Raw genomic sequence first — 20,974 nt, 5'->3', positions numbered from 1 at the left:
CAGAACGAAAGCGAGGCCACCCCTCCGGACGGAGCATGCGTCGATGGGATGCGGCCTTGAGTTAGGCAAGACTAACCAGAATTCACAGGAGGAAATAGCATGTTGAATCGATGGAAACGGCTTCTGGCTCTGCTGGCATCCGTGGCCGTGCTGTTCTCGCTGTGCACCGCCGCTTCGGCAGCGCCGGGCGAGCAGGCGGAGCCGCGGGAGCTGACGGAGGCGGATTATGCCGCAGCCGACGCGATCTTTGCCTCGCTGCCGTCGGCGGACGGCACGAACAGCGGCGCGGCGGGTGCGGCCGACACCGGGGCGCTCTGCAATTGGCTGGAGACAGCCGACGGCGTCCGGCCGGGCACGGTCTCTGCGAACGGCAGCTGCGTGACCTGGCAGACGGATGCGGGCATCACCTGCTCGTATAACCCGCAGCTGGCACGCATCAGCGAGCGTGCGCAGGAACCGGCGCAGACGGAAACGCTGGAAAGCATTCCCGCCCTGCGCGGCGTGCAGCACGGGCGCGACGTGTATCTCTTCCAGCCGTACTACGGTCTGGACAGCTCATTCACGCGCCAGTACTACGAAGAGGGCCAGCGCATCGCCGCGAAGTCCGAGGGCACGTTCTACTATTATAAGACGGAGGCCGCGACGGTCGACGCCATTGCCGACGCGGTCGAGTCCGGCGGCGTTATCCTGTTTGACAGCCACGGCACCACGGATTATACCGGCGACAATGAGGACTACACCTCCAAAGCGACGACGTCCTACCTCTGCCTGCAGAGCGGCGAGGGCCTGACGACCGAGGACTATGCCGACGGCCACGCCGTCTACGGCGGAAGCGGCATCAACGGCATGCGCTACTATGAGGTCGACGGTACGGTCATTGCCAACCATATGGAAAAGCCCGCAAACGGCGGCCTTGTCTGGATGGCGATCTGCCTCGGCATGGCCACGGACGGCCTCGAGGGCCCACTTATGGACGCGGGCGTCGGCGTGGTCTACGGCTACAGCCAGTCCGTTACCTTTATCGGCGATTACTGCTTTGAAGCGGAATTTTTCAACAGGCTGCTGCAGGGCGGCACGGTCGCGGAGTCTATCCGCACCATGAAGGCCCGCTACGGCAGCTGGGACTGCTCGCCCGCCATTCTGGGCAGCGATTCCTCCCAGACCGCCGCATCGCTGGAGGAAGCCGTGCGGAAGCATGCAGCCTTCCCCGTCGTCGTCTCGGCGGAGGACGCCTATCCCGGTCACGGCAAGGTCGACGCAGTGCAGGAGGTCAGCTCCGTCTGGAGCCTGCTGGAGAGCTTCACCGCAACCGTGACGACGGACGCCCCGGAAACGGCCGGAACGGTCGTCCAGAAGGGCATGACGGTCACGGCCGTCCCGGCCCGCGGCTACTATGCCGACGGCGCAACGGTCACCCCGGAGGGGGCCGCTGTTGTGACGCAGGAGGGCGACCTGTTCCGCATCTCGTCCCTGCGCGCGGACTGCACGATCACGATCCACTTCTCTGCCAAGACGCCAGCTGTGCTGCACTTTGTCGTGCCGAACGGTGTCATGCAGGCCGGGATTCAGAGCTATGTCGGCGATGTCGAGATCCTGCCGCTTCCCGTCGGGACTCCGGCAGCGGATGCGCAGGACTATTCCTTTGCGGGCTGGTCCCTGCAGGAGCAGGCGGAGCCGGTCGGGAGCCTGTCCTATCTCCGCGCCGGGAGTGAGTTTGCCGTTGTGCAGCCGGAGCAGACGCTCTACGCCGTCTATCGCTATTTTGCGACTCCGGCCGGAACGACGCCCGCCTTCCACGAGCTGACAGAGGCCCCGGAGGACTGGAGCGGCACCTATGTGCTCTCTGCCGAGGGCCATGCCCTCCTGTGTGACGGCTCGGTCACGGGCGCGGCGCTCGGCAGCAGCGAGGCGGCAGTCCCGTTTGCCGATGCCGGGCTTGCAGAGGAGGACGGCGCGCTGCGCGGCGTTTCCGCTGCGGTCGTTGTACAGATCGAGCGTGCCGCAGGCACGGAGCAGTATGCCATCCGCCTCGGCGGCACTTCTGATGCGGTTTATCTGGCCTGCCGCTCGAACAGCGAGCAGCTCAACACGGCGGAGGACACCGGAACGTCGCTGTCCCGCTGGGTCATTTCCATGGAGGACGGTCATATGACGATCCGCAGCGCGCGCTATCTCAGCCGCACGCTGCAGTATGATGCGGATGCGGGCTGCTTCCGCTGCTATGCCAAGACGAAGACTCCGCTGACGGTCTACCGCGGCGAGACGAGCAGCCTGTGGTATACGACGCAGCCGAAGATGCATGATCATCAGCTGGTCGAAACGGGCCGTCGCGAGCCGACTTGCACCATGTCGGGCTGGATCGACTTCCGCTGCACGATCTGCGGCGAACTGCGCCGCCAGCCGCTGGAGCCGCTGGGCCACGAGGTCGTGAACGGCATCTGCGTCCGCTGCGGCGAAGTGATGCAGCTCCCGTTCCGGGATGTGCCGGAGGATGCCTATTACTATGACGCCGTCGTCTGGGGCTTGTCCCGCGGCGTGGTGAACGGCACGACGATGACGACGTTCTCACCGGACCTGTCCTGCACCCGCGCGCAGGCAGTCACGTTCCTGTGGCGTGCTGCCGGGAGACCGGAGCCCTCCGGCAATACGGCCTTTGCCGATGTCCCGGCGGACAGCTACTATGCCGCGGCCGTTGCCTGGGCGGCGGAGAACAACGTTACGAACGGCACGGGCGGCGGCTGCTTCAGCCCAGATGCCCCGTGCACGCGCGCACAGATCGTCACGTTCCTGTGGCGTGCGGTAGGGGAGCCGGAGTCTTCCGGCAGTACGGCCTTTGCGGACGTCCCCGCCGGGAGCTACTATGCCGCGGCCGTCGCGTGGGCGGCGGAGAACAACGTTACGAACGGCACAGGCAGCGGCTGCTTCAGCCCGGATGACCTGTGCACCCGCGCGCAGATCGTCACGCTGCTGTACCGGCAGCTGACGAAGGAAATCTGAAAAATCGGATCCATTTTTTGGTCCGTTTTTTAAGGCAGCACCGCACAATTCAGCGAGAGCATTCGGCGAAAAATATCCGGCGAAGGCCAAATTATGCGGTATTGCCAAATAAAAAAAGGAGGAAACCCAAGAGATGACAAAACATCGTGTGACTCGCCGCCTGCTGGCGGTGGCGCTGTCCGTGCTTCTGGTGCTCGGCTGCGTCGCTCCGGCTGTCGCGGCGACCTACGAGAGCGGCACCTACACCGGTACGGGTACGGGCCGCAACGGGTCTGTGGCGCTGACGCTCACGCTGACGAACGGCGCGATCGCGAGCGTGGACAATGTGACCCATTCGGAAACTGCCCGCTATTGGGAAAAGGCCAAGGTGCTTCTTGACCGGCTCGTCGGTCTGCAGACCCCGGAGCAGGTCGAAAAGCTCGACGCCGTGACCGGCGCGACCCTGAGCAGCAATGCCATCAAGGAAGCTGCGAAGGACGTGTTCCGTCAGGCCGAATCGAAGGAGACTCCGGTCTTCGCGTCCGGCAGCGGCACGAAGAGCGACCCGTATCTCATCCGCACGGCCGCGCAGCTGCAGGCCTTTGCCGCAGCCGTCAACGGCGGCACGGGCTATGAGGGCCAGTACATCAGTCTGGATGCCGATCTGGACCTGACCGGGACTGCGTGGACGCCCATCGGCGCGACGGGCTCGTTCAACGGCAGCTTCAACGGCAACTATCATACGATCACCGGCATGACCATCGGCTCGGAGAGCGAGAAGGCTTCCTATACGGAGGCAGGCCTCTTCGGCTCGGTAGGCAAGGGCGCTGCCATCCGCAACGTCGGCGTTATCAACGCCGCGATCTACAACAAGACCACGACGGACCCGAGCGTCGGCCTTCTGGCGGCCGGGATCAGCGAGAACAGCATCGTCGAGAGCTGCTGGGCGACCGGCACGATCTACAGCGATACGACTTCTCCCTATTATTCCTACGTCGGCGGCCTCGTCGGCAGCATCGGCATCAAGAGCCTCATCTGCAACAGCTGGACGAACGTTGTCGTCTATGCCAAGGGCAGCTCTGACAGCTTTGTCGGCGGCATCGTCGGCGATACCGGCAACAACTCCGCCGTTGTGAACTGCGCGGCCCTCGGCTCCGTGGCAAACTACGGCAACACCTCCATGATGTACGGCGCGGGCGGCGTTGTGGGCTACAGCTCCGGCGCTGTCTATGCCAGCTATTCCTCCAGCCGCATCCATATGGACGCCATGTCCTATGATGACGGCGCGGATGTGCCGGTCGGCGGTGTCGTCGGTTCTCCGTCGGCTCTGTCTGCGGCCTACAACTGCTATTTCAACAAGGAAGAGAAGCAGACCTATTATGACGGCGAGGTCTCGACGCCGCTGGCCGTCGGTTACGACGTGCTGAACTACAGCGAGAGCGACAACGATCACTGCGAGGGTCTGACGGCCGCCGAGATCGCCTCCGAGACGCTTCTGAACAAGCTCACCGCAGCCCTGACGCCGGAGGAGCTGGCAAAGGGGCAGGCCTACTTCAAGTCCGAATCCCTGCTGACCGGCGACATCACGCTCGACAGCCTGCTGAGCATGACGGAAAACGGCTGGTGCGCATGGGAGCGCAATGCGGACGGCGCGCTGCTGCCCACGGCGGGCGGCTCCGTCACGCCGGAAGAGCCGGATTACTTCGCAGGCGGCGACGGCTCGGTCGGCGATCCCTATCAGATCGCGACGGAAGCGCAGCTGCGCGCCTTTGCCGAGGCCACGCAGGCCGGAAAGCTCGTGACGACGAATGTCTACTTCGTCCTGACGGCCGACATCGCCCTGAACGGCGAGTGGACGCCGGTCCACAGCTTCGGCGGCACGTTCGACGGCGGTGATCACACGGTCTCCGGCATGACCATCGGCACGGCCGATGCGCCCTCCAAGCTGGTTTCTGCGGGCTTCTTCGATGTGCTGGCCAACACGGCCAAGGTGCATGACCTGCACCTGACGAACGCCTCCGTCTATGTGCAGCGCTCCGGCGCGGCGCTGGATGACCGAATCTATGCCGGCGGCCTCGTCGGCGGCGCGGGCACGGCGGGCAGCAATGTGCGCATCGACAACTGCTCCGTCACGGGCAGCACGATCTCCGCTGCCTCCGGCACGTTTGCCTATGCGGGCGGCCTTGCCGGTCGTCTCGACCGCGAAAACGTTGTGACGAACTGCTGGACGGATATTACCGTCACCGCAGTCTCTGCCAATTCTCCCGCCTGCGCGGGCGGCCTTGTCGCCACCATCGGCGGCAGCAGCATGATCGCCAATGCGGCCGCGCTGGGCGATGTCTCGGTCACGGGCGTCAGTGCGGAATACAACTGGTGCCGCGCGGGCGGCCTGCTGGGCTCCTCGGCCTATCTGACCCACAACTGCTACGCCTCCGGCAATGTCTCCCTGCAGGATTCTGCCGAGAGCGTCAAGAACGTCTATCTCGGCTGCCTCATCGGCGAGCAGAGCGGCGGTGTGGTCGTCTCCGGCCACTATTTCAATGGCGCAGTCCTGCGCTGCAACGGCGAGACGCAGACGGTCAAGGCGACCGGCTCCATCCCCGCCTCGTGGTATTTTGACTACAACAAGATCACCGCGCACGACAGCGTCACGGATGCGGCCTTTGCCGCGGCACTGAACGACGGCATCTCCGAAAGCGGCCTTGCCGAGACGGATGCCTACCTGACGAGCAGCGGCACGTTCACCTCCTACACGGCCGAGGGCCTTGCGGCCATGCGCCCGGCTGCCTGGCAGAGCTGGGGCCTCGCGGACGGCAAGGTCGTCCTCGGCGGTTCGCTGGATGATGCGGTGTTCGCAGGCGGCGACGGCTCCGAGACCGCTCCGTTCCTCATCCGTACCGAGGCGCAGCTGCGCGCCTTCGCAGCGACGACGGCGGACGGCGAGACCTATGCCGGTCAGTATGTCGCGCTGGATGCCGACATCACCCTGAACGGCGACTGGACGCCGATCCATTCCTTCGCCGGTACGTTCGACGGTCGGGGCCACACGGTCTCCAGCATGACCATCGGCTCGCAGTCCGCCCCGGTCGACGCCTCGGATTCGCCGCTCGGCTTCTTTGACATTCTGGCAAACGACGCGCAGGTCCGCAACCTGCATCTGACCGGCGTGAGCATCTACGGCTCTGCCGAGGGCCAGTGGACGCGCCCGTTTGTCGGCGGCATCGCAGGCGGCTCCCTGAGCATCGGCACGGACGTCCGCATCGACAACTGCTCCGTCACCGGCTCCGCCATCTCCCTGACGGCCGAAAACTGGGCCTACGCCGGCGGCATCCTCGGCGCGCAGGCGATGTACGGCGTCATCACGAACTGCTGGACCGATGTGACGGTCTCCGCCATTTCCAAGAGCGGCCTGACCTGCGTCGGCGGCATCACCGCCATCAACAGCAACGGCGCCATGCTGGCAAACTGTGCTGCGCTGGGCGATGTGATCTCCCACAACGGCTACACGCTCACCAGCACCATCAGCGGCGCTGCCGGCGGCCTGATCGGCCAGGCGACCGGCCTGCTGCACAACTGCTATGCCTCTGGCAACATCAAGCTGATCAACGCCATGGATGTGGCGACGCCCGCTGCCGGTATGCTGGCCGGTAAAATTTCCGCAAGCCGCGCGCTGAACGGCGTGGTCGTCGGCTGCCGCTATGAGACGGCCTCCGTTGTGACGGCCAACGGCACGCAGATCGAGACGGCTGCCGCGGGCGCCATGGGCGACACGGTCCGGCTGGAGAATGTCTCTGCTGCCGACACCGGCGCGAAGACGTTTGCAGACACCATGAACGAGGGCCTCTCGACTGCGGGCCTCGGCCGCACCGACCGCTGGCTGACCGGCGAGGATGTCGGCTTTACCGCAGAGGAGCTGGCTGCGCTGCGCCCGGCGGCATGGTATGCCTGGGAGCGCAATGAGGACGGCAAGACGGTCCTGAGCGCCAGAGTCTATGAGGATACCGAGATCCCGACGCCGGACTTTTTTGACAGCGGCGACGGCACGGAGGAGGATCCGTGGATCATCCGCACGCTTGCCCAGCTGCAGGCCTTCCGCGCGTTCTTTGCGAAGAGCGACTTTGACGGAGCCTACATCGCTCTGGCGGCCGACCTCGACCTGACCGGCGCAGAGTGGGCCCCCATCGGCCACACGGACAGAGGTGTGCAGGCCTTCCGCGGCCACTTTGACGGCCGTGGCCACACCATTTCCGGCATGAGCATCGGCACAGCGAGCGCGCCTGTGACCGACACGACGAAGACGTACTACGGCCTGTTTGCGGCCCTGATGGACGGTGCTTCCGTCGAGGACCTCCGCGTGGAGGGCAGCATCTATGTCACGGGCGAGCAGACGGTGTCTGCCGGTCTGCTGGCAGGCTGCAGCGACCTTGCGCTCATCGACCGCTGTTATGCGGCGGGCACGGTGCAGGTCCGCACCGAAAACGGCAGCTTTGCAAACAGCAGCTTTGCGGGCGGCCTCATCGGCTACAGCCAGCGCAGCGAAATCTACAACTGCGGCGCGGATGTCACGCTCGACGCCTACTGCAAGACGGCAAACGCCGAGGCGGGCGGCATCACGGCCATGAACGCCTTCGGCATCATCGCAAACTCCTATGCGACCGGCACGCTGACCGCGGCCACGGACCGCACCGTGGACGACAGCGGCGTGAGCTACCTCGGCGGCATCGCAGGCTGCCAGGCCGGTACGCTTGTGAACTGCTACAGCGACTGCACGCTGACGTCCAAGACGTGGACGAAGTTTGTCGGCGCGCTCGGCGGCATGGCCACGGCCATCAGCGAGAGCTATGACAGCTACTATACAGAGGATGCGGCCCTGACCATCGAGGATCAGCGCCTCGATCCGCCGGTCGCCTTCGGCACGGTCGTTCCGTCCGGCTACAACGAGGACGGCGATCTGCTTAACGGTGCGTTTATCTACAACGTCACGGCCATGACGCTGGAGCCTGCCGCTCTGGCCGCGGCCCTGAATGAGAACTTTGCCGCATTCCCGGTCGACCCGGCCGAGCTGACGGTCCCGCTCCTGCGCTGGACGGTCGTCGACGGCAAGGCGGTCCCGCGCGGCGGCGCGGCGGGCATCACCTATGTTCCCGTGGAAAAGCCGGACCCGACGCCCAAATATGCCTATCAGGACGGCGTGTACTACGGCCGCGATGAGGCGGAGCATGTCATTGTCCGCATCGTCGTGAAGGACGGCAAGATCGTCTCTGCCGAGATCGTCACCCCGAAGGACTTCGACGCCGACCATGCCGAGGAGATTCTCGCCGCCGTGGTCAGCAGCCAGACAGTCGAACGCGCCGACAACGACACGGCGGACGACAGCACCCTGAAGTCCGCGCTGAAGGTCGCCCTGAACCGCGCCCTGCTCGGCGATACCTCGACCTATGATCCTGCCGATCCCACCGCGATCTTCGACGGCGGCAGCGGCACGAAGGCCGACCCGTACCGCATCGCAACGGCCGATCAGCTGCGTGCCTTTGCGGCAGCCGTGAATGAGGAAGAGCATTTTGCCGGGGAATACATCGTCCTGACGGCGGATATCGATCTCGCGGGCCGCAAATGGGTCCCGGCAGGCAATGCCGGAGCGCACTGTTTCAGCGGTATTTTCGACGGACAGAACCACAAGATCCTCGGCCTGCGCATCGGCACGGAGGAGATGCCTGCGGACTATGTCGCAGCCGGTCTGTTCGCCTATGCCGACGGCGCGATCATCCGCAACGTCGCCATCGAAAATGCACAGATCAATATCAAGCGCACGGGCAGCGTCCGCATCTATGCGGGCATCGTCGCCGGTGTTATGGATAAGTCCGAGACCGGCGCAGGCGCGCTCATCACGAACTGCGCCGTCTCCGGCACGGTCTCCGCGTCCTCCAAGGACTGGAGCACGGTCGGCGGTATCGTGGGTCAGAGCTATGACAGCGTGATCCTGAACTGCAGCGCCCATGTCGACCTGACGACGGTCTCCGTCAGCGGCAGTGCGCTGGCAGGCGGCATCGTCGGTCTGGACGGCTTCTCGATCCTGGCCAACAGCTACGCCATGGGCAGCATCTATGCCGATGCAGGCGTGAACGCTGCGACCATCGGCGGCATCGCCGGTATGCAGGCGGGTGTTGCGGGCAACAACTATTCCGACATGAAGCTCACGTCGAAGAACGCCACGGGCGACATCGGCGGCATCGCGGGCCGCAACACGGCCATCGGCACCGTGAATTACGGCTACTTCAACAGCGAGCAGGAGCAGCGCAGCGGCAACAGCGTCGTGACGCCTGCAAAGGACATCGGCACGAACGTGACCATGGGTTCGACCGGCGTTGTGCGCAACACGGTCGCCATGACCGGCGCGGAGCTGTGCAGCGAGACGTTCCGCGACCTGCTCAACGAAAACCAGTGCGAGGACCACGAGCTGCGTTCCGCCCTGCAGGACGGCGTCACCCGCTACAGCATCAAGCTGCGTGCGGACGGCAGCCTGACGGTGGACAGCTGGATCCTGGACGGCGAGGTCCGGCAGAAGAACGCTCCGGCGCTCGAGCTTGACCCGCAGGCGCCCGAGGCACCGGTCATCACGCCGGACGGCGGCAGCTACGCCGAGGCGCAGACCGTGACCATCACGGCGGCCCCTGCCGACGCTGCGATCTACTACACGCTTGACGGCTCCGATCCTCTGAACGGCACGCTCTACACCGGCCCGTTCACGCTGGAGCAGTCCGCCGTCGTGCGCGCCGTCGCCGTCCGCGGCAACTCCGTCAGTGCGGAAACAAGGGTGGAATTCACCATCGAGACGGTGCACAATGCCGTCCTGAGCTTTGTCTCCAACGGCGGTTCCGTTGTGGAGCGCGTGGAGCTGCCCGTCGGTACTGCCCTGGACCTGAGCGCCTATGTGACGGAGCGCGAGGGCTATGACTTCACCGGCTGGTATCTCGACGCCGCGCTGACGCAGCCCATCACAAGCCTGACGCTCGAGGCCGACACGACGGTCTACGCGGGCTGGCGCATCCGCAATCCGTTCGTCGACGTGGCCGAGAAGGACTACTTCTATGACGCGGTTCTCTGGGGCGTGGAAAACGGCGTCGTCAAGGGCATGGATGAGACGCACTTCGAGCCGGAGACGGTCTGCACCCGTGCGCAGGCGCTGACGTTCCTGTGGCGTGCAAACGGTATGCCGCAGCCGAAGACGACGACCAATCCGTTCGTTGATGTCGATGCCTCTGCCTACTACTATGACGCAGTCCTCTGGGGTGTCGAGAACGGCATCGTCAAGGGCATGGATGAGACGCACTTTGAGCCGGATACGGCCTGCAGCCGCGCGCATGCGCTGACGTTCCTGTGGCGCGCGAAGGGCATGCCGCAGGCAAGCGGCACGACGTTTGCCGATGTCCCGGCCAATGCCTACTATGCGCAGGCAGTTGCCTGGGGCGTAGAGAACGGCATTGTCAAGGGCATGGATGAGACGCACTTTGAGCCGGATACGCTCTGCCAGCGTGCTCACGCCGTGACGTTCCTCTGGCGTGCCTACGCGAACTGAGTCCCCATAACGCGTAAATAACAAAAGCCCGCTGCAGGGTTCCCTGCAGCGGGTCAATTTATGGCAGCGCCGCACAATTGCAGCTTCGGCCTTTGCCGGATATTTTTCGCCGATCCGTCGGTTCGAAAAGTTTGAGGTATTGCGCAGCCGTTGGCGGCTTTGCCGCCCTACGGATGCGGCATGCCCCTTGCGGGTACACAGAGTACATCTGCACGTTTCAAACCTTGCCTCGACAAAAAATCTCGCGCTAAATGCTTTTGCTGAATTGTGCGGTGTTGCCTTATATTCTAATCCAGCATGAAGCCCCGGCAGCCTAGGCCGGCAAAGTCGGTAAAGCCGAGCGAGCGGTAAAATGCGGCCGTCTCCGGCGTGTCGTCCGTCGTCAGCTCGATCTGCCGCACGCCGTTGAATCGCTCGAGCACGGCGCGCAGCAGGGCTGTGCCGATCCCGCGGCGCTGCCGCTCCGGCGCGACCAGAATATCCTGAATGAACACGATCGTCGCGCCGTCGCCGACTGCGCGGATCAGCCCGGCCAGCTCGCCGTCCTCCCACGCGGCCAGAACCAGCAGCGAATGGCGGAAGCCGCGCTCCAGCGCTGCCGGGTCGTCCGTGTAGGCCGTCCAGCCGACGCTGGCGTAGAGGCGCAGGACATCCTCGGCCTTGTATTCCCTGTATTCCCGAATGTCCATCTCATATTTCTCCAATCAAATAGAAAAGGCACGCCGCTGATACCTCGGTATCCGACCGGCGTGCCTTTTTTGGTGCCGCTGACCGGGGTCGAACCGGTACGCTTTTTAGGGCGAGGGATTTTAAGTCCCTTGTGTCTGCCTATTCCACCACAGCGGCATATCTGCATTCTGAAACATAGATATTTTATCATTTTGAGCCGCTCCCGTCAAGCCCCGCGTGCCGCCGGGGGGAAATTACGCGAAACAGCGGCAGAGAATGGTGGGGGTTCGTCAAACTGTCGAATAAATGTTCAGAAAAACGTCATATGATTGTTGAATTATGCTGAAATATGAGATATAATGAAGGAAAGAATAGTGAGCTTTGCGGATATTTGAAAAAAGAGAGAAAAATGTTGAATTTTTTGGGCAGAGTCCAATTTATTGGACAGCGGATGATGTATGATGAGGGCAGATGAGAGGAAGCATACCGAATGCGTTATGGAGGAAAGGAAGGAATAGCCAATGATCCATAAAACATATCAGGTCTCCATGGAGGTCGCAGGGGACACGGCGCTTTGGACGCGGCCGGACACCGGAGATTCTCCGTGCAGCTATCCGGCACCGACTTATTCCGCAGTGCGCGGTCTGTTTGAGAGTATCCTTTGGGGTCCGGCGGTCCGGATCATACCGAGAAAAGTGGAATTGTGCTCCGCGCCGCAGTACCACTCCTATGCAACGAATTACGGCGGACCGCTTCGAAAGTCCAGTCTGATCAGCAAGGATAACAACTACCAGCTGTTTGCCACGGTGCTGACCGGTGTCTGCTATCGGCTTTATGCGGATGTGATCCCCAACCCAAATAAGGAGAAGCTTCCGGACAGAGCCCGCGAATGGGACCGGCGCACGACCTCGCCGGGGCACGCCTATCAGGAAATGTTCAACCGGCGCTTGCTGCGCGGGCAATCCTATATGACGCCGTTCCTCGGATGGAGCGAATTCACGCTGTCATATTTCGGCCCGTTCCGTGAGACCACAAAGGTCTGCAAGGAGCTTCCGGATATCCACATTCCATCCATGCTGCGCAGGGTGTTTCTGACAGGACACGAATCAAATGAGCGGGCCATATATCAGGCGGTTTATGATATGGACCTCTGCATTCATCAAGGTGTTCTCGAATATCCGGTAAGAGAGGAGGAGTACCGTGATCAATGAGTTGTATGAGCTTGCGCGGGTGCTTGATGATGCACAGGTCAAAAGACAGAGTTGGCACCCCAAATATAAGCCAATCCCCAATATTCGGCAGAATGCACCCTGCGTACGTATCACGGTTTCCGGTGGAAAAATTGCGGATATTTCGTCCGTAAGTGCAGAACTGGGCAAAAGCATCCGAAAATATGGTGACAATCAGGGTACCTATCCCTGTATGAATCTTGCACCTCTGTACCGGATCACAGATGAATCCGTAAAAAGAGAGCTGGCTGACCTGAAAAAGCACCCCGAAAAGATCGATACAGCCTGCATTTGCAAAATGAAAACATGGTGCACGCAAAATAACTGGGGCGATAAGGTCCAAAAGAAGTTCAGAACTTCCATGGAACGGGCACATGAGGCGGAATTCCAGTCCGCTGCAGCCCGGTATAGACCACTTCGGTGTCTGCTTGAGGAGACGGAATATTTTGCAGACCCGACGCTTCTTCATAACGAACTGGAGCGGAAAGCATGGGAGCTGCTGCGAAGTGTGAAGGATACTGCCTTGGCGCTGACGCTGCTCTTTTATTTGGGAAAGGCAGGAGCTGATGCAGAGAGTGATTATGGCTCCCTTTCCGTTGCGTTTGATGCATTAAAACTGATCGATGATAATATCGCTGCAGTCAGTAACAGGTTTGTTCTTGAAGTAAATGAGCATTTGCTGCATGCGAATCCCCCAAGTGGTGCAGAGAAGCAGAAAAGGGAAATCGATGCTTTCGGCATCTGCTTTCAGCCGGTAGATGAGCCGATGCCCAGCGTCAAGCTGGCGGGCGGATTTGAAGTGACACTTCGGACCATGTTCAAAGGGCAGCCGTGCCAGAGCCGATATGGACGGTTTGAAGGGGAAAGCTATCCGGTCTCATCCGAGATGCGCCAACGACTGCAATCAGCGCTTGCATGGATCGGGAGTGAGAAGGAACAGGAGAATCGAACATGGATCAACACGGATAAGAATGAGATCCTTTTTGCGTATCCGTCCTCTTGGCCGGAAGTTCCGATTTCTTACACCCGGATATTCAAGAGGATGCCAGACATGAGTGTAACATTCTCTGCGCAGGCAGAGCAGTTCCTTCGGGAGCTTTTGCGCCCGAAAAAGGATGGGACAGATACTCACGCAGAATGGATAAGGATATTTATACTCAGAAAAATTGACAAAGCCCGCACAAAGATCGTCTACACCAAGCAGACCGATCCTGCCGAGCTGGAGCGGTGCTGCGAAGCATGGTCGCGGGGCTGCGGGAATCTCCCTGCATTTCCCTTTGACAAGCCGGAGGACCTGTACCCGCTGGAGGCTGCCGGTATTCTGAACGGCTTCTGGAGACGGGACGGCGATGCTGTGACGGATAAGTACAGACCGTATTCCCAATATCACGGTATAGAGCTCTTGATGGACCCGAAGCTGCCCGTTACAGCCGATCTGCTCCGCTTGACCGAGAGCGCGATGGTCATCGGACCACTTTTGAGGAAACCAAAATGCAGTAAGGAAAAGAAGAAAGAGGACATACAGAAAGAAAAGAAAATACAGGAAGCTGCAGGGAAGCAGCTGCTCCTGCTGGGACTATTTCTGGACCGAATGAGAATCAGAAAGGAAGATTATATGGAGAACTTGCCATATCTCTATGGCCAGCTGCTCAAGGCGGCTGATGAGCTGCATGAATTGTACTGCGATGTCGTGCGCGACGGACAAAAGCCGCAGGAGCTTGTGGGAAGCAGCATGTTCCGCAGCGTATCGGAGTCACCGCTCCGCATGCTGCCGGTGCTGAGCCAGAGGATCATGCCATATTATGCGTGGGCGAAAGTCTACCGCCGGAAGAGTGACAACGAAAACAAGAAGCATGCAGCTCGTGCCGGGTGGTTGTATCGGGTCTGTGAGCAGATCACAACGAGGCTTTGGAATAGTCAGACTGTGCCGTCCAGGTTCAACGATGAAGAGAAGGCGCAGCTGTTTATTGGCTATCTGGCGTCATTTTCTGAGAAAGAAATGAAATTAGAGGAGGAATCAAATCATGAATCATGAGATCAAACGTGCAACCGGACTTCTGGTCCTCGAAGCAGTCAACTCAAACCCAAATGGCGATCCGGACCGCGATGGCGAGCCCAGACAGCGTGACAACGGCCGCGGGGAGATCTCTCCGGTCTCCTTCAAGCGGAAGCTGCGTGATCTGATCGAGCAGAATGACAAGGATGAGCACGATACGCCGTTTTTCAAAGCATTGCCGGAAAAATTCAGCGGGAAAGAAAATGAAAAGCAATACCTGATCCTCGAACACCGCGGACGGAACCGAAGCCAGATCAAAGAAGAGATGAGGGAAAACTCACTGCAGAGCGGGAGACGCAAATTTGTCGAGCGATACTGGGACGCCCGTGTTTTCGGCAATACCTTCCTCGAAGAAGGGGAAGACAACTTTATCCGAACCGGCGTCGTACAATTTGGAATGGGCATTTCCCTCGCGCCGGTCGAGATCATCCGGCAGACAAATACCAATAAGGCTGGTGTGGAGAGCGGCAAGGACCGGGGCATGGCGCCGATGGCATATCGTATTGTGGACCATGGGGTATATTGCATGCCGTTTTTTGTCAATCCGAATCAAGCAGAGAAAAGCGGCTGCACGGCGGATGATATTGAACTGCTCAAGCTGCTTATCCCGCACGCCTATGAGCAGAACCGCTCTGCGATCCGGCCGGATGTCCGGATCCGTCATGCATGGTACATTGAGCACAAGAGCATTCTGGGAAGCTGCCCGGAGCATCTGCTGCTGGAGGCGCTGACCCCCGTTAAATTGGGAAACCCTGACGAGCCGTCCACATCGTGGACCGATTATCAGGATAAAACGGGACTGCCGGAGGACCTCCTTGCGCGCGTAGAAAGCTGCACGGACCTGATATTGCGGGGATGAGAACGCCGCTTGCGCACAGTGCGCGAAAGAATTATCCGCCGCAGACCTACGAAGCGCACGTCCGCGGTGTCTGCGAAAGGGCGGGAAAATACGCGGCTGAGGCAGAATGCTATTCGGTGAAAGCAAACGGTATCCTGTCAACCATCGTTCGCGACAGCGCGCTGCTCCACGATCTGGGGAAGCTGGAGGAACGGAACCAGAGCGTTCTGTGTGAGCAGAGCAGAAGGCGGAGGCATCTGCCTGTGGACCATACCGACGCCGGAAGCGCCGCCCTGCAGAAGATGGGGAGCGGCTGTGCCGCAATGCTGGTATACTCCCATCACCAGGGCCTCCCCGATCTGTCGACGGAATTTGCAGCAAGAGGATGCTCCATATTCCGAAATGGGAATGCCGAGGTGCGCGCAGAGACGGATGCTGCGCTGCCTGCATTGCTTCGGCAGCATGAAGCGCTTTTTCCCCGGAAGCCAAACAAAGAAGTGCAGGCGTATGACGGGGACCCGGCGGTGTTCCTCCGTATGGCGCTTTCCTGTCTTGCGGATGCCGACCACGGCGACACGGCCGCGGCATTCGGGCAGACTGAAAAAGCCATGCCGGAGCTGCGCCCGCAGGAACGGCTCGCTGCGCTGGACCACTATGTGTCTAAATTCGGCGAGACGGACGAACGCAGCAGCCTGCGCAGAGAGCTGTATCAGTCCTGCCGATCGGTGGAGGCTCATAGCGGCTTTTCCGTGTGCGGAAGTCCTGTTGGCTCCGGCAAGACGACGGCGGTGATGGCGCATCTTCTGGAGCAGGCCTGCAAACGGAATGCTCGCCGAATCTTTGTAGTCCTGCCCTATACCAGCATTATCCGCCAGTCTGTTGATATTTACCGGAAAGCGCTCGTGCTTCCGAGGGAGACACCGGAAGATGTTGTGGCAGAGCTGCATTCCAGAGCGGATTTTGAGGATATCGAGACACGCTATCTTACTGCGCTCTGGCGCGCGCCGATCGTTGTGACGACTGCGGTCGCATTCTTTGAGACCTTGTCTTCCCATAATCCGGCGGCCTTGCGGCGGCTGCATGAGCTGCCGGGCAGCCTGATCTTTGTCGATGAGGCACACAGTGCACTGCCGCTCCGGCTCCTTCCGCTTGCATGGCATTGGATGAATGTTCTGTCAGACGAATGGAGCTGCTATTGGGTGCTGGCTTCCGGTTCGCTGGTCCGGTATTGGGAACTCCAACCGTTATCCGGACTCTCTATGCCCCGACCGGAGATCGCGGAGCTGGTCCGACCTGACCTGCAGAGAGAATTGAGCCGGTACGAAAGTAGCCGGATCACGTTCCGGTGGCGAGAGAAGCCAATCGGGCGGAAAGAGCTGGCCGAGTGGGTGCAGGAAGCACCGGGTCCCCGGCTGCTGATCCTGAATACGGTCCAGAGTGCGGCCGTGATCGCGGCGGATATGGCTGCAGAATTTGGACAGACGCATGTGGAGCATCTGTCTACGGCTCTGACGCCGGAGGACCGCGGCAATACGATCGATCGGATCAGACGGCGGCTGGCTGATCCGGATGACGCGGATTGGACGCTTGTGGCGACCTCCTGCGTGGAGGCTGGCGTTGATTTTTCCTTCCGGACGGGATTCCGGGAAATATCCTCGCTGCTGTCGCTCCTGCAGGCTGCGGGCAGGGTCAACCGCCACGGCAGAAACACGGAAGCGGTCATGTGGAGCTTTCCGCTGCAGGATGATTCCATGCTGCCAAAAAATCCGGCGCTGGATGTCTCTGCAGCGGTGCTCAGAAGCTATTTCCAAAAGAGACTTCCAATCACACCGGAACTCAGCACGCGCTCCATGCAGGATGAGCTTGTCCGGGACGACAGCTGCATGAGCGCGATCTGTGACTTTGCAGAGCTGGAAGCGGCACAGCAGTTCAGAACCCTTGCGCAGAAATTCCGGGTAATCGATCAGAAAACGGTTCTCGCGGTTCCTGATGACTCCATGGCATCGGCTATTGCGGAAGGCAGAGCAAGCTGGCAGGAGCTGCAGCGGCATGCGGTCTCCGTTCGGAAAGAGAAGATCGTGCTGTGGCATCTGCGAGAGATCGCCGACGGCATTTATCAATGGACGCTGGGGTACGACAGCTTTTTGGGCTATATGCACGGTGTGCTCCTGACAGAATAGAACGGTTCGGCTGTTGTGGATAATATGATCTGCGATATCCGGTCATGGAGGCGGGTTCGCTCGATTCTCTGCGCGATCTGGATGCCTATCCGCCGTTTCTCTGGAAGTGAGCCTATGCTGGTTCTGATCTCTTATGATGTGAATACGCAGGATGCGGCAGGAAGGAGGCGGCTCCGCCTGATTGCAAAGCAATGCGTGAACTATGGGCAGCGCGTCCAGAATTCCGTGTTCGAGTGCATATTGGATGCTGCGCAGTGCAGGCAGCTTCAGCATAAGCTCTGTTCCCTGATGGACAAGGAGAAGGACAGCCTGCGGTTTTATTATCTGGGCAATCGCTATGAAGCCAAGGTGGAACACTTCGGCATCAATGCCGGCTATCAGCCGGAGGGGGTCCTGATGGTATAAGCGTGCGAACGGGGAGCGAGCAGCGATTCTTCGGAAGGTTCGCACCGAAATTTGTGCACGTTTGGCAGAAAAATGGCCGCATCAAAGCCAGAAAACCGCTCAATACGGCCAGGGTAAATGCACTTTTTGTGCAATATGCGATGTTTTGCACAGTTTTTTTGTGCAAGATCGCTGTCCCGCCCCGCAAGGGGCGGGTGGATTGAAATAAAACTATTAGGAGGAGCAGAACGAGAAAGCTGGTCCCGCCCCGCAAGGGGCGGGTGGATTGAAATGAAGGTTGTGGCAACAATTAACGAGGCGATCGAGGTCCCGCCCCACAAGGGGCGGGTGGATTGAAATGACCGTGAGGATGCGCGCGTCGTGACGAGCCGGAGTCCCGCCCCACAAGGGGCGGGTGGATTGAAATGCATTCGGCGTTCTGCAGCTCTGCATGGCATCGGGCCCGCCCCGCAAGGGGCGGGTGGATTGAAATAACTCTTTGCTGCAGCGGACATAGTCTTGCACAGTCCCGCCCCGCAAGGGGCGGGTGGATTGAAATAAGGATGATCCCGTCGACATAGTAGCAGTCGCTAGTCCCGCCCCGCAAGGGGCGGGTGGATTGAAATCAGTACGCCGAGGGGCATACCTACGAGGAGCCGGGTCCCGCCCCGCAAGGGGCGGGTGGATTGAAATTTGGGATCAAGCTGTCCTTGCACCGGGCCAATCGTCCCGCCCCGCAAGGGGTGGGTGGATTGAAATTTTGCTCGGTCTGCGCGGCTCCTGACCCTAGCGGTCCCGCCCCGCAAGGGGCGAGTGGATTGAAATCATTGCGCGGCGGCAAAGAATCGGGCTGCCGAGGTCCCGCCCCGCAAGGGGCGGGATCACTATCTTTTGGCAGGTTTTTTCCTGCAATGTACGGCACAGAATATCGGAGACGGCGCATTATGAGATTTGGACCGCGGCAGGGATCTGCCGCGGTCCGGAGTCTTACTTCATGCTGCGCTCGTAGGCCTCGATCATCTTCTTGAACGTGTGACCCATAGAATCGTCAGAGTCGAAAACCCTTGCGGCGTCTGGCTTTTCTGACTGTTCAGCCAAATCACGGGTGATGTGACCCGTGCGGCTTTCGAGTTTCCGGAGGTACTTTTCCGTCGTTTCCCCGGTGAAGATCTTGACCTGAAGCAGCATGGTCGTGTCGTCCTTCGGTGTCACGAAGATCTTGCTGATATACTTGTTGATGAACTCCTTCGTGATGATTCCCTGCGCCGCGTCACGCTGGGCATTCGTCAGGACTCTGCGGATTTCGTCGATCTTCTGCTTGAAGGCGTCTCCCTCGGCGGCTGTCTGCTCCAGTTCTGTGATTTCCTTTTCGGCTTCTTCTATTTCACGATTGCAGTCAGCAGTCATCTTCTTGAAATCCGCGTTCGTAATACTGTCGTCTGCAGCAAGCTGCAGGAGCTTATTCTTCTTCCGATTTGCCTGATCGATGATGTTATTCTGCTGTTCAATCTTTTTCCGGAGCGAGCCGTGCTGCGTCAGCTCATTGTACATACGGATATATTCTTCCACCATCGCATCGGCGTCTGCCGCCGTGTCGCGGAACACCTCGAACAGCAGCGGCTTGATCTCGCTTTCGTAGATGGCAAAGGATTTACAGGAATCCGCGCCGTTTTTGATCTTGCCGGAGCAGAGCCATTTGCTGTTCTTTCTACCGCTCTTGTCCTCGGATTCGCGGCGGTAGTAGGGCTGCCCGCACTCCGTACACCATAGCTTTCCTGTCAGGAGATTGGCGTGGTTGCAGACGCCCTGCCGAGCCTTCACATCCTCGCTGCGCTTTTTCAGGACAGCATTCGCAGCGTCCCAGATTTCCTCAGACACGATCGCCGGTACGATTTCGCCTGTTTCGTCCTTGAACATGACCCATTCCTCCGGCGGGAGGAATTTCTGCTTCTTCGTGAACATATCCACGACCTTGACCTTGTTGCCAACGTAGTAGCCCTTGTATTTGTGATTTGAAATGATGTTGGACATGGTGGTGTGCGCGATTTTCTTGCCGTTGTGATTGCGATAGCCTTTTTCCCAGAACAGCGTTTCCAGCTGCTTCATGGAGTATTCGCCGGTCGCGTAAAGTTCAAACAGTTCCCGCAACATCGGCGCTTCCGTTTCGTCAATGACCAGCTTCCCGTCCGCTTTTGTGTAGCCGAAAATGCGGCTGTTTCCAAGCACGACGCTCGATTTGATCGCCTGCTGGTGACCGAATTTCACGCGCGAGGACAGCTTGCGCAGCTCGTCCTGCGCGATAGACGACATGATGGACAGGCGCAGTTCGGCATCCTCATCGAACGTGTTGATGTTGTCGTTCTGGAAGAATACACCGACACCGTAGCTCAGAAGCTGGCGCGTGTACTGGATAGAGTCGAGCGTGTTTCGGGCGAAGCGGGAGATTTCTTTGGTGATGATCAAGTCGAATTGGCCTTCGGCGGCGTCTTCGATCATGCGGTTGAAGTTTTCGCGCTTTTTCGTGGAGATACCGGACAAGCCCTCGTCAATGTACCCCGGCACGAATGTCCACGGGAGATTCCTTCGGATCAGATCCTCATAGTAGGAAACCTGATTGCCCAGTGAGTTCAGCTGCTCGTCACTCTCAGACGACACACGCGCATAGTAGGTCACGCGCAGCGGCAAATCGTAAATGGACTTTGTTCTTAACTCCATTCTGATCGTATGTATGTCCATTTGGTGCGCTCCTTCGTTTTTTCGTTTTATCATGTTTTTTTCTACCATATCACACCTGCGCGAAACAAGCAAGTGTGAATTTCTGACAGGAGCATCACGTCAGGACGCTCCTGTCAACTCCATTGGAGGCGGACGGCGCCAATGCGCTGATTTTGTTTTTCATGCGGTTGCGTTCCGTCTCCGTAATCAGTCCGGCTTCAAACAGAACCTGATTGTAGTAGCTCAGCCAGAGCTGTTCGGCAAGCTCTTTCTTTGCCTGCTCCGGCGACGGTTTCCTCTGTGTACTGATGCTGTCCACCTCCTGTTTTGTTGTAAGTATTCCCAGCGGGA

General features: G+C 59.9%; 10 protein-coding genes, 1 tRNA gene and 1 CRISPR repeat array. Of the genes, 7 read left to right on the top strand and 4 right to left on the bottom strand.

All coding sequences use genetic code 11. The features are described 5' to 3' along the window. Positions 1 to 99 precede the first annotated feature (99 nt). Entirely contained in the window at positions 100 to 2,997 is a 2,898-nt protein-coding gene (locus ACMKFF_RS05225) for an S-layer homology domain-containing protein (protein ID WP_419496273.1), read from the top strand. 133 nt (positions 2,998 to 3,130) lie between these two features. Beyond that, positions 3,131 to 10,552, top strand: a complete 7,422-nt coding sequence (locus ACMKFF_RS05220) for an S-layer homology domain-containing protein (protein WP_419496272.1) — start codon at positions 3,131 to 3,133, stop codon at positions 10,550 to 10,552. Between the two features lie 287 nt (positions 10,553 to 10,839). Here the strand turns inward: ACMKFF_RS05220 and ACMKFF_RS05215 are convergent, their stop codons facing one another. Both ACMKFF_RS05215 and ACMKFF_RS05210 read right to left on the bottom strand, forming a co-directional pair. Next, positions 10,840 to 11,241: a GNAT family N-acetyltransferase gene (locus ACMKFF_RS05215; RefSeq protein WP_419496271.1), complete on the bottom strand. Its 402-nt coding sequence runs from the start codon at positions 11,239 to 11,241 to the stop codon at positions 10,840 to 10,842. 70 nt (positions 11,242 to 11,311) lie between these two features. Continuing rightward, positions 11,312 to 11,398: transfer RNA gene (locus tag ACMKFF_RS05210), tRNA-Leu, on the bottom strand. Between the two features lie 344 nt (positions 11,399 to 11,742). Here ACMKFF_RS05210 and cas5 point away from each other — a divergent pair. From cas5 to cas2, 5 genes are all read left to right on the top strand, one after another. After that, complete coding sequence (cas5, locus tag ACMKFF_RS05205) at positions 11,743 to 12,432, top strand: CRISPR-associated protein Cas5 (protein ID WP_419496270.1); 690 nt, start codon at positions 11,743 to 11,745, stop codon at positions 12,430 to 12,432. Then, positions 12,422 to 14,485, top strand: coding sequence for a hypothetical protein (locus tag ACMKFF_RS05200; RefSeq protein WP_419496269.1), 2,064 nt, complete (start codon positions 12,422 to 12,424; stop codon positions 14,483 to 14,485). The genes cas5 and ACMKFF_RS05200 overlap by 11 nt, the downstream gene beginning before the upstream one ends. Next, complete coding sequence (locus ACMKFF_RS05195) at positions 14,475 to 15,365, top strand: type I CRISPR-associated protein Cas7 (protein WP_419496268.1); 891 nt, start codon at positions 14,475 to 14,477, stop codon at positions 15,363 to 15,365. Before ACMKFF_RS05200 ends, ACMKFF_RS05195 begins: the two co-directional genes overlap by 11 nt. 242 nt (positions 15,366 to 15,607) lie before the next feature. Further along, a complete protein-coding gene (locus tag ACMKFF_RS05190) occupies positions 15,608 to 17,524 on the top strand; it encodes a CRISPR-associated helicase/endonuclease Cas3 (protein ID WP_419496267.1) in 1,917 nt (638 codons plus the stop codon). A 114-nt stretch (positions 17,525 to 17,638) separates the two neighbouring features. Then, positions 17,639 to 17,929, top strand: a complete 291-nt coding sequence (gene cas2 / locus ACMKFF_RS05185; protein WP_349136556.1) for a CRISPR-associated endonuclease Cas2 — start codon at positions 17,639 to 17,641, stop codon at positions 17,927 to 17,929. Positions 17,930 to 18,102: 173 nt separating this feature from the next. Continuing rightward, positions 18,103 to 18,733: a CRISPR direct-repeat array (repeat unit 33 nt; unit sequence GTCCCGCCCCGCAAGGGGCGGGTGGATTGAAAT). Positions 18,734 to 18,895: 162 nt separating this feature from the next. Here the strand turns inward: cas2 and ACMKFF_RS05180 are convergent. Both ACMKFF_RS05180 and ACMKFF_RS05175 read right to left on the bottom strand, forming a co-directional pair. Continuing rightward, on the bottom strand, positions 18,896 to 20,644 hold the full coding sequence (locus ACMKFF_RS05180; RefSeq protein ID WP_419496266.1) for a recombinase family protein: 1,749 nt from the start codon (positions 20,642 to 20,644) through the stop codon (positions 18,896 to 18,898). 94 nt (positions 20,645 to 20,738) lie between these two features. Then, positions 20,739 to 20,974: hypothetical protein (locus ACMKFF_RS05175; RefSeq protein WP_419496265.1), on the bottom strand; the 236-nt coding region annotated here is incomplete at its 5' end.

The sequence above is a fragment of the Faecousia sp. genome (genome assembly GCF_048519415.1).
In the GTDB taxonomy this organism is placed as follows: domain Bacteria; phylum Bacillota; class Clostridia; order Oscillospirales; family Oscillospiraceae; genus JAZOXB01.
The sequence above is the reverse complement of the archived record's forward strand: the minus strand, read 5'-3'. Positions and strand labels throughout refer to the sequence as shown.

Excerpts from the sequence above, each read along its gene's own strand:
- ACMKFF_RS05225 (WP_419496273.1), top strand. The coding sequence starts at position 100 with ATGTTGAATCGATGGAAACGGCTTCTGGCTCTGCTGGCATCCGTGGCC.
- ACMKFF_RS05220 (WP_419496272.1), top strand. The coding sequence starts at position 3,131 with ATGACAAAACATCGTGTGACTCGCCGCCTGCTGGCGGTGGCGCTGTCC.
- ACMKFF_RS05215 (WP_419496271.1), bottom strand. The coding sequence starts at position 11,241 with ATGGACATTCGGGAATACAGGGAATACAAGGCCGAGGATGTCCTGCGC.
- cas5 (WP_419496270.1), top strand. The coding sequence starts at position 11,743 with ATGATCCATAAAACATATCAGGTCTCCATGGAGGTCGCAGGGGACACG.
- ACMKFF_RS05195 (WP_419496268.1), top strand. The coding sequence starts at position 14,475 with ATGAATCATGAGATCAAACGTGCAACCGGACTTCTGGTCCTCGAAGCA.
- cas2 (WP_349136556.1), top strand. The coding sequence starts at position 17,639 with ATGCTGGTTCTGATCTCTTATGATGTGAATACGCAGGATGCGGCAGGA.
- ACMKFF_RS05180 (WP_419496266.1), bottom strand. The coding sequence starts at position 20,644 with ATGGACATACATACGATCAGAATGGAGTTAAGAACAAAGTCCATTTAC.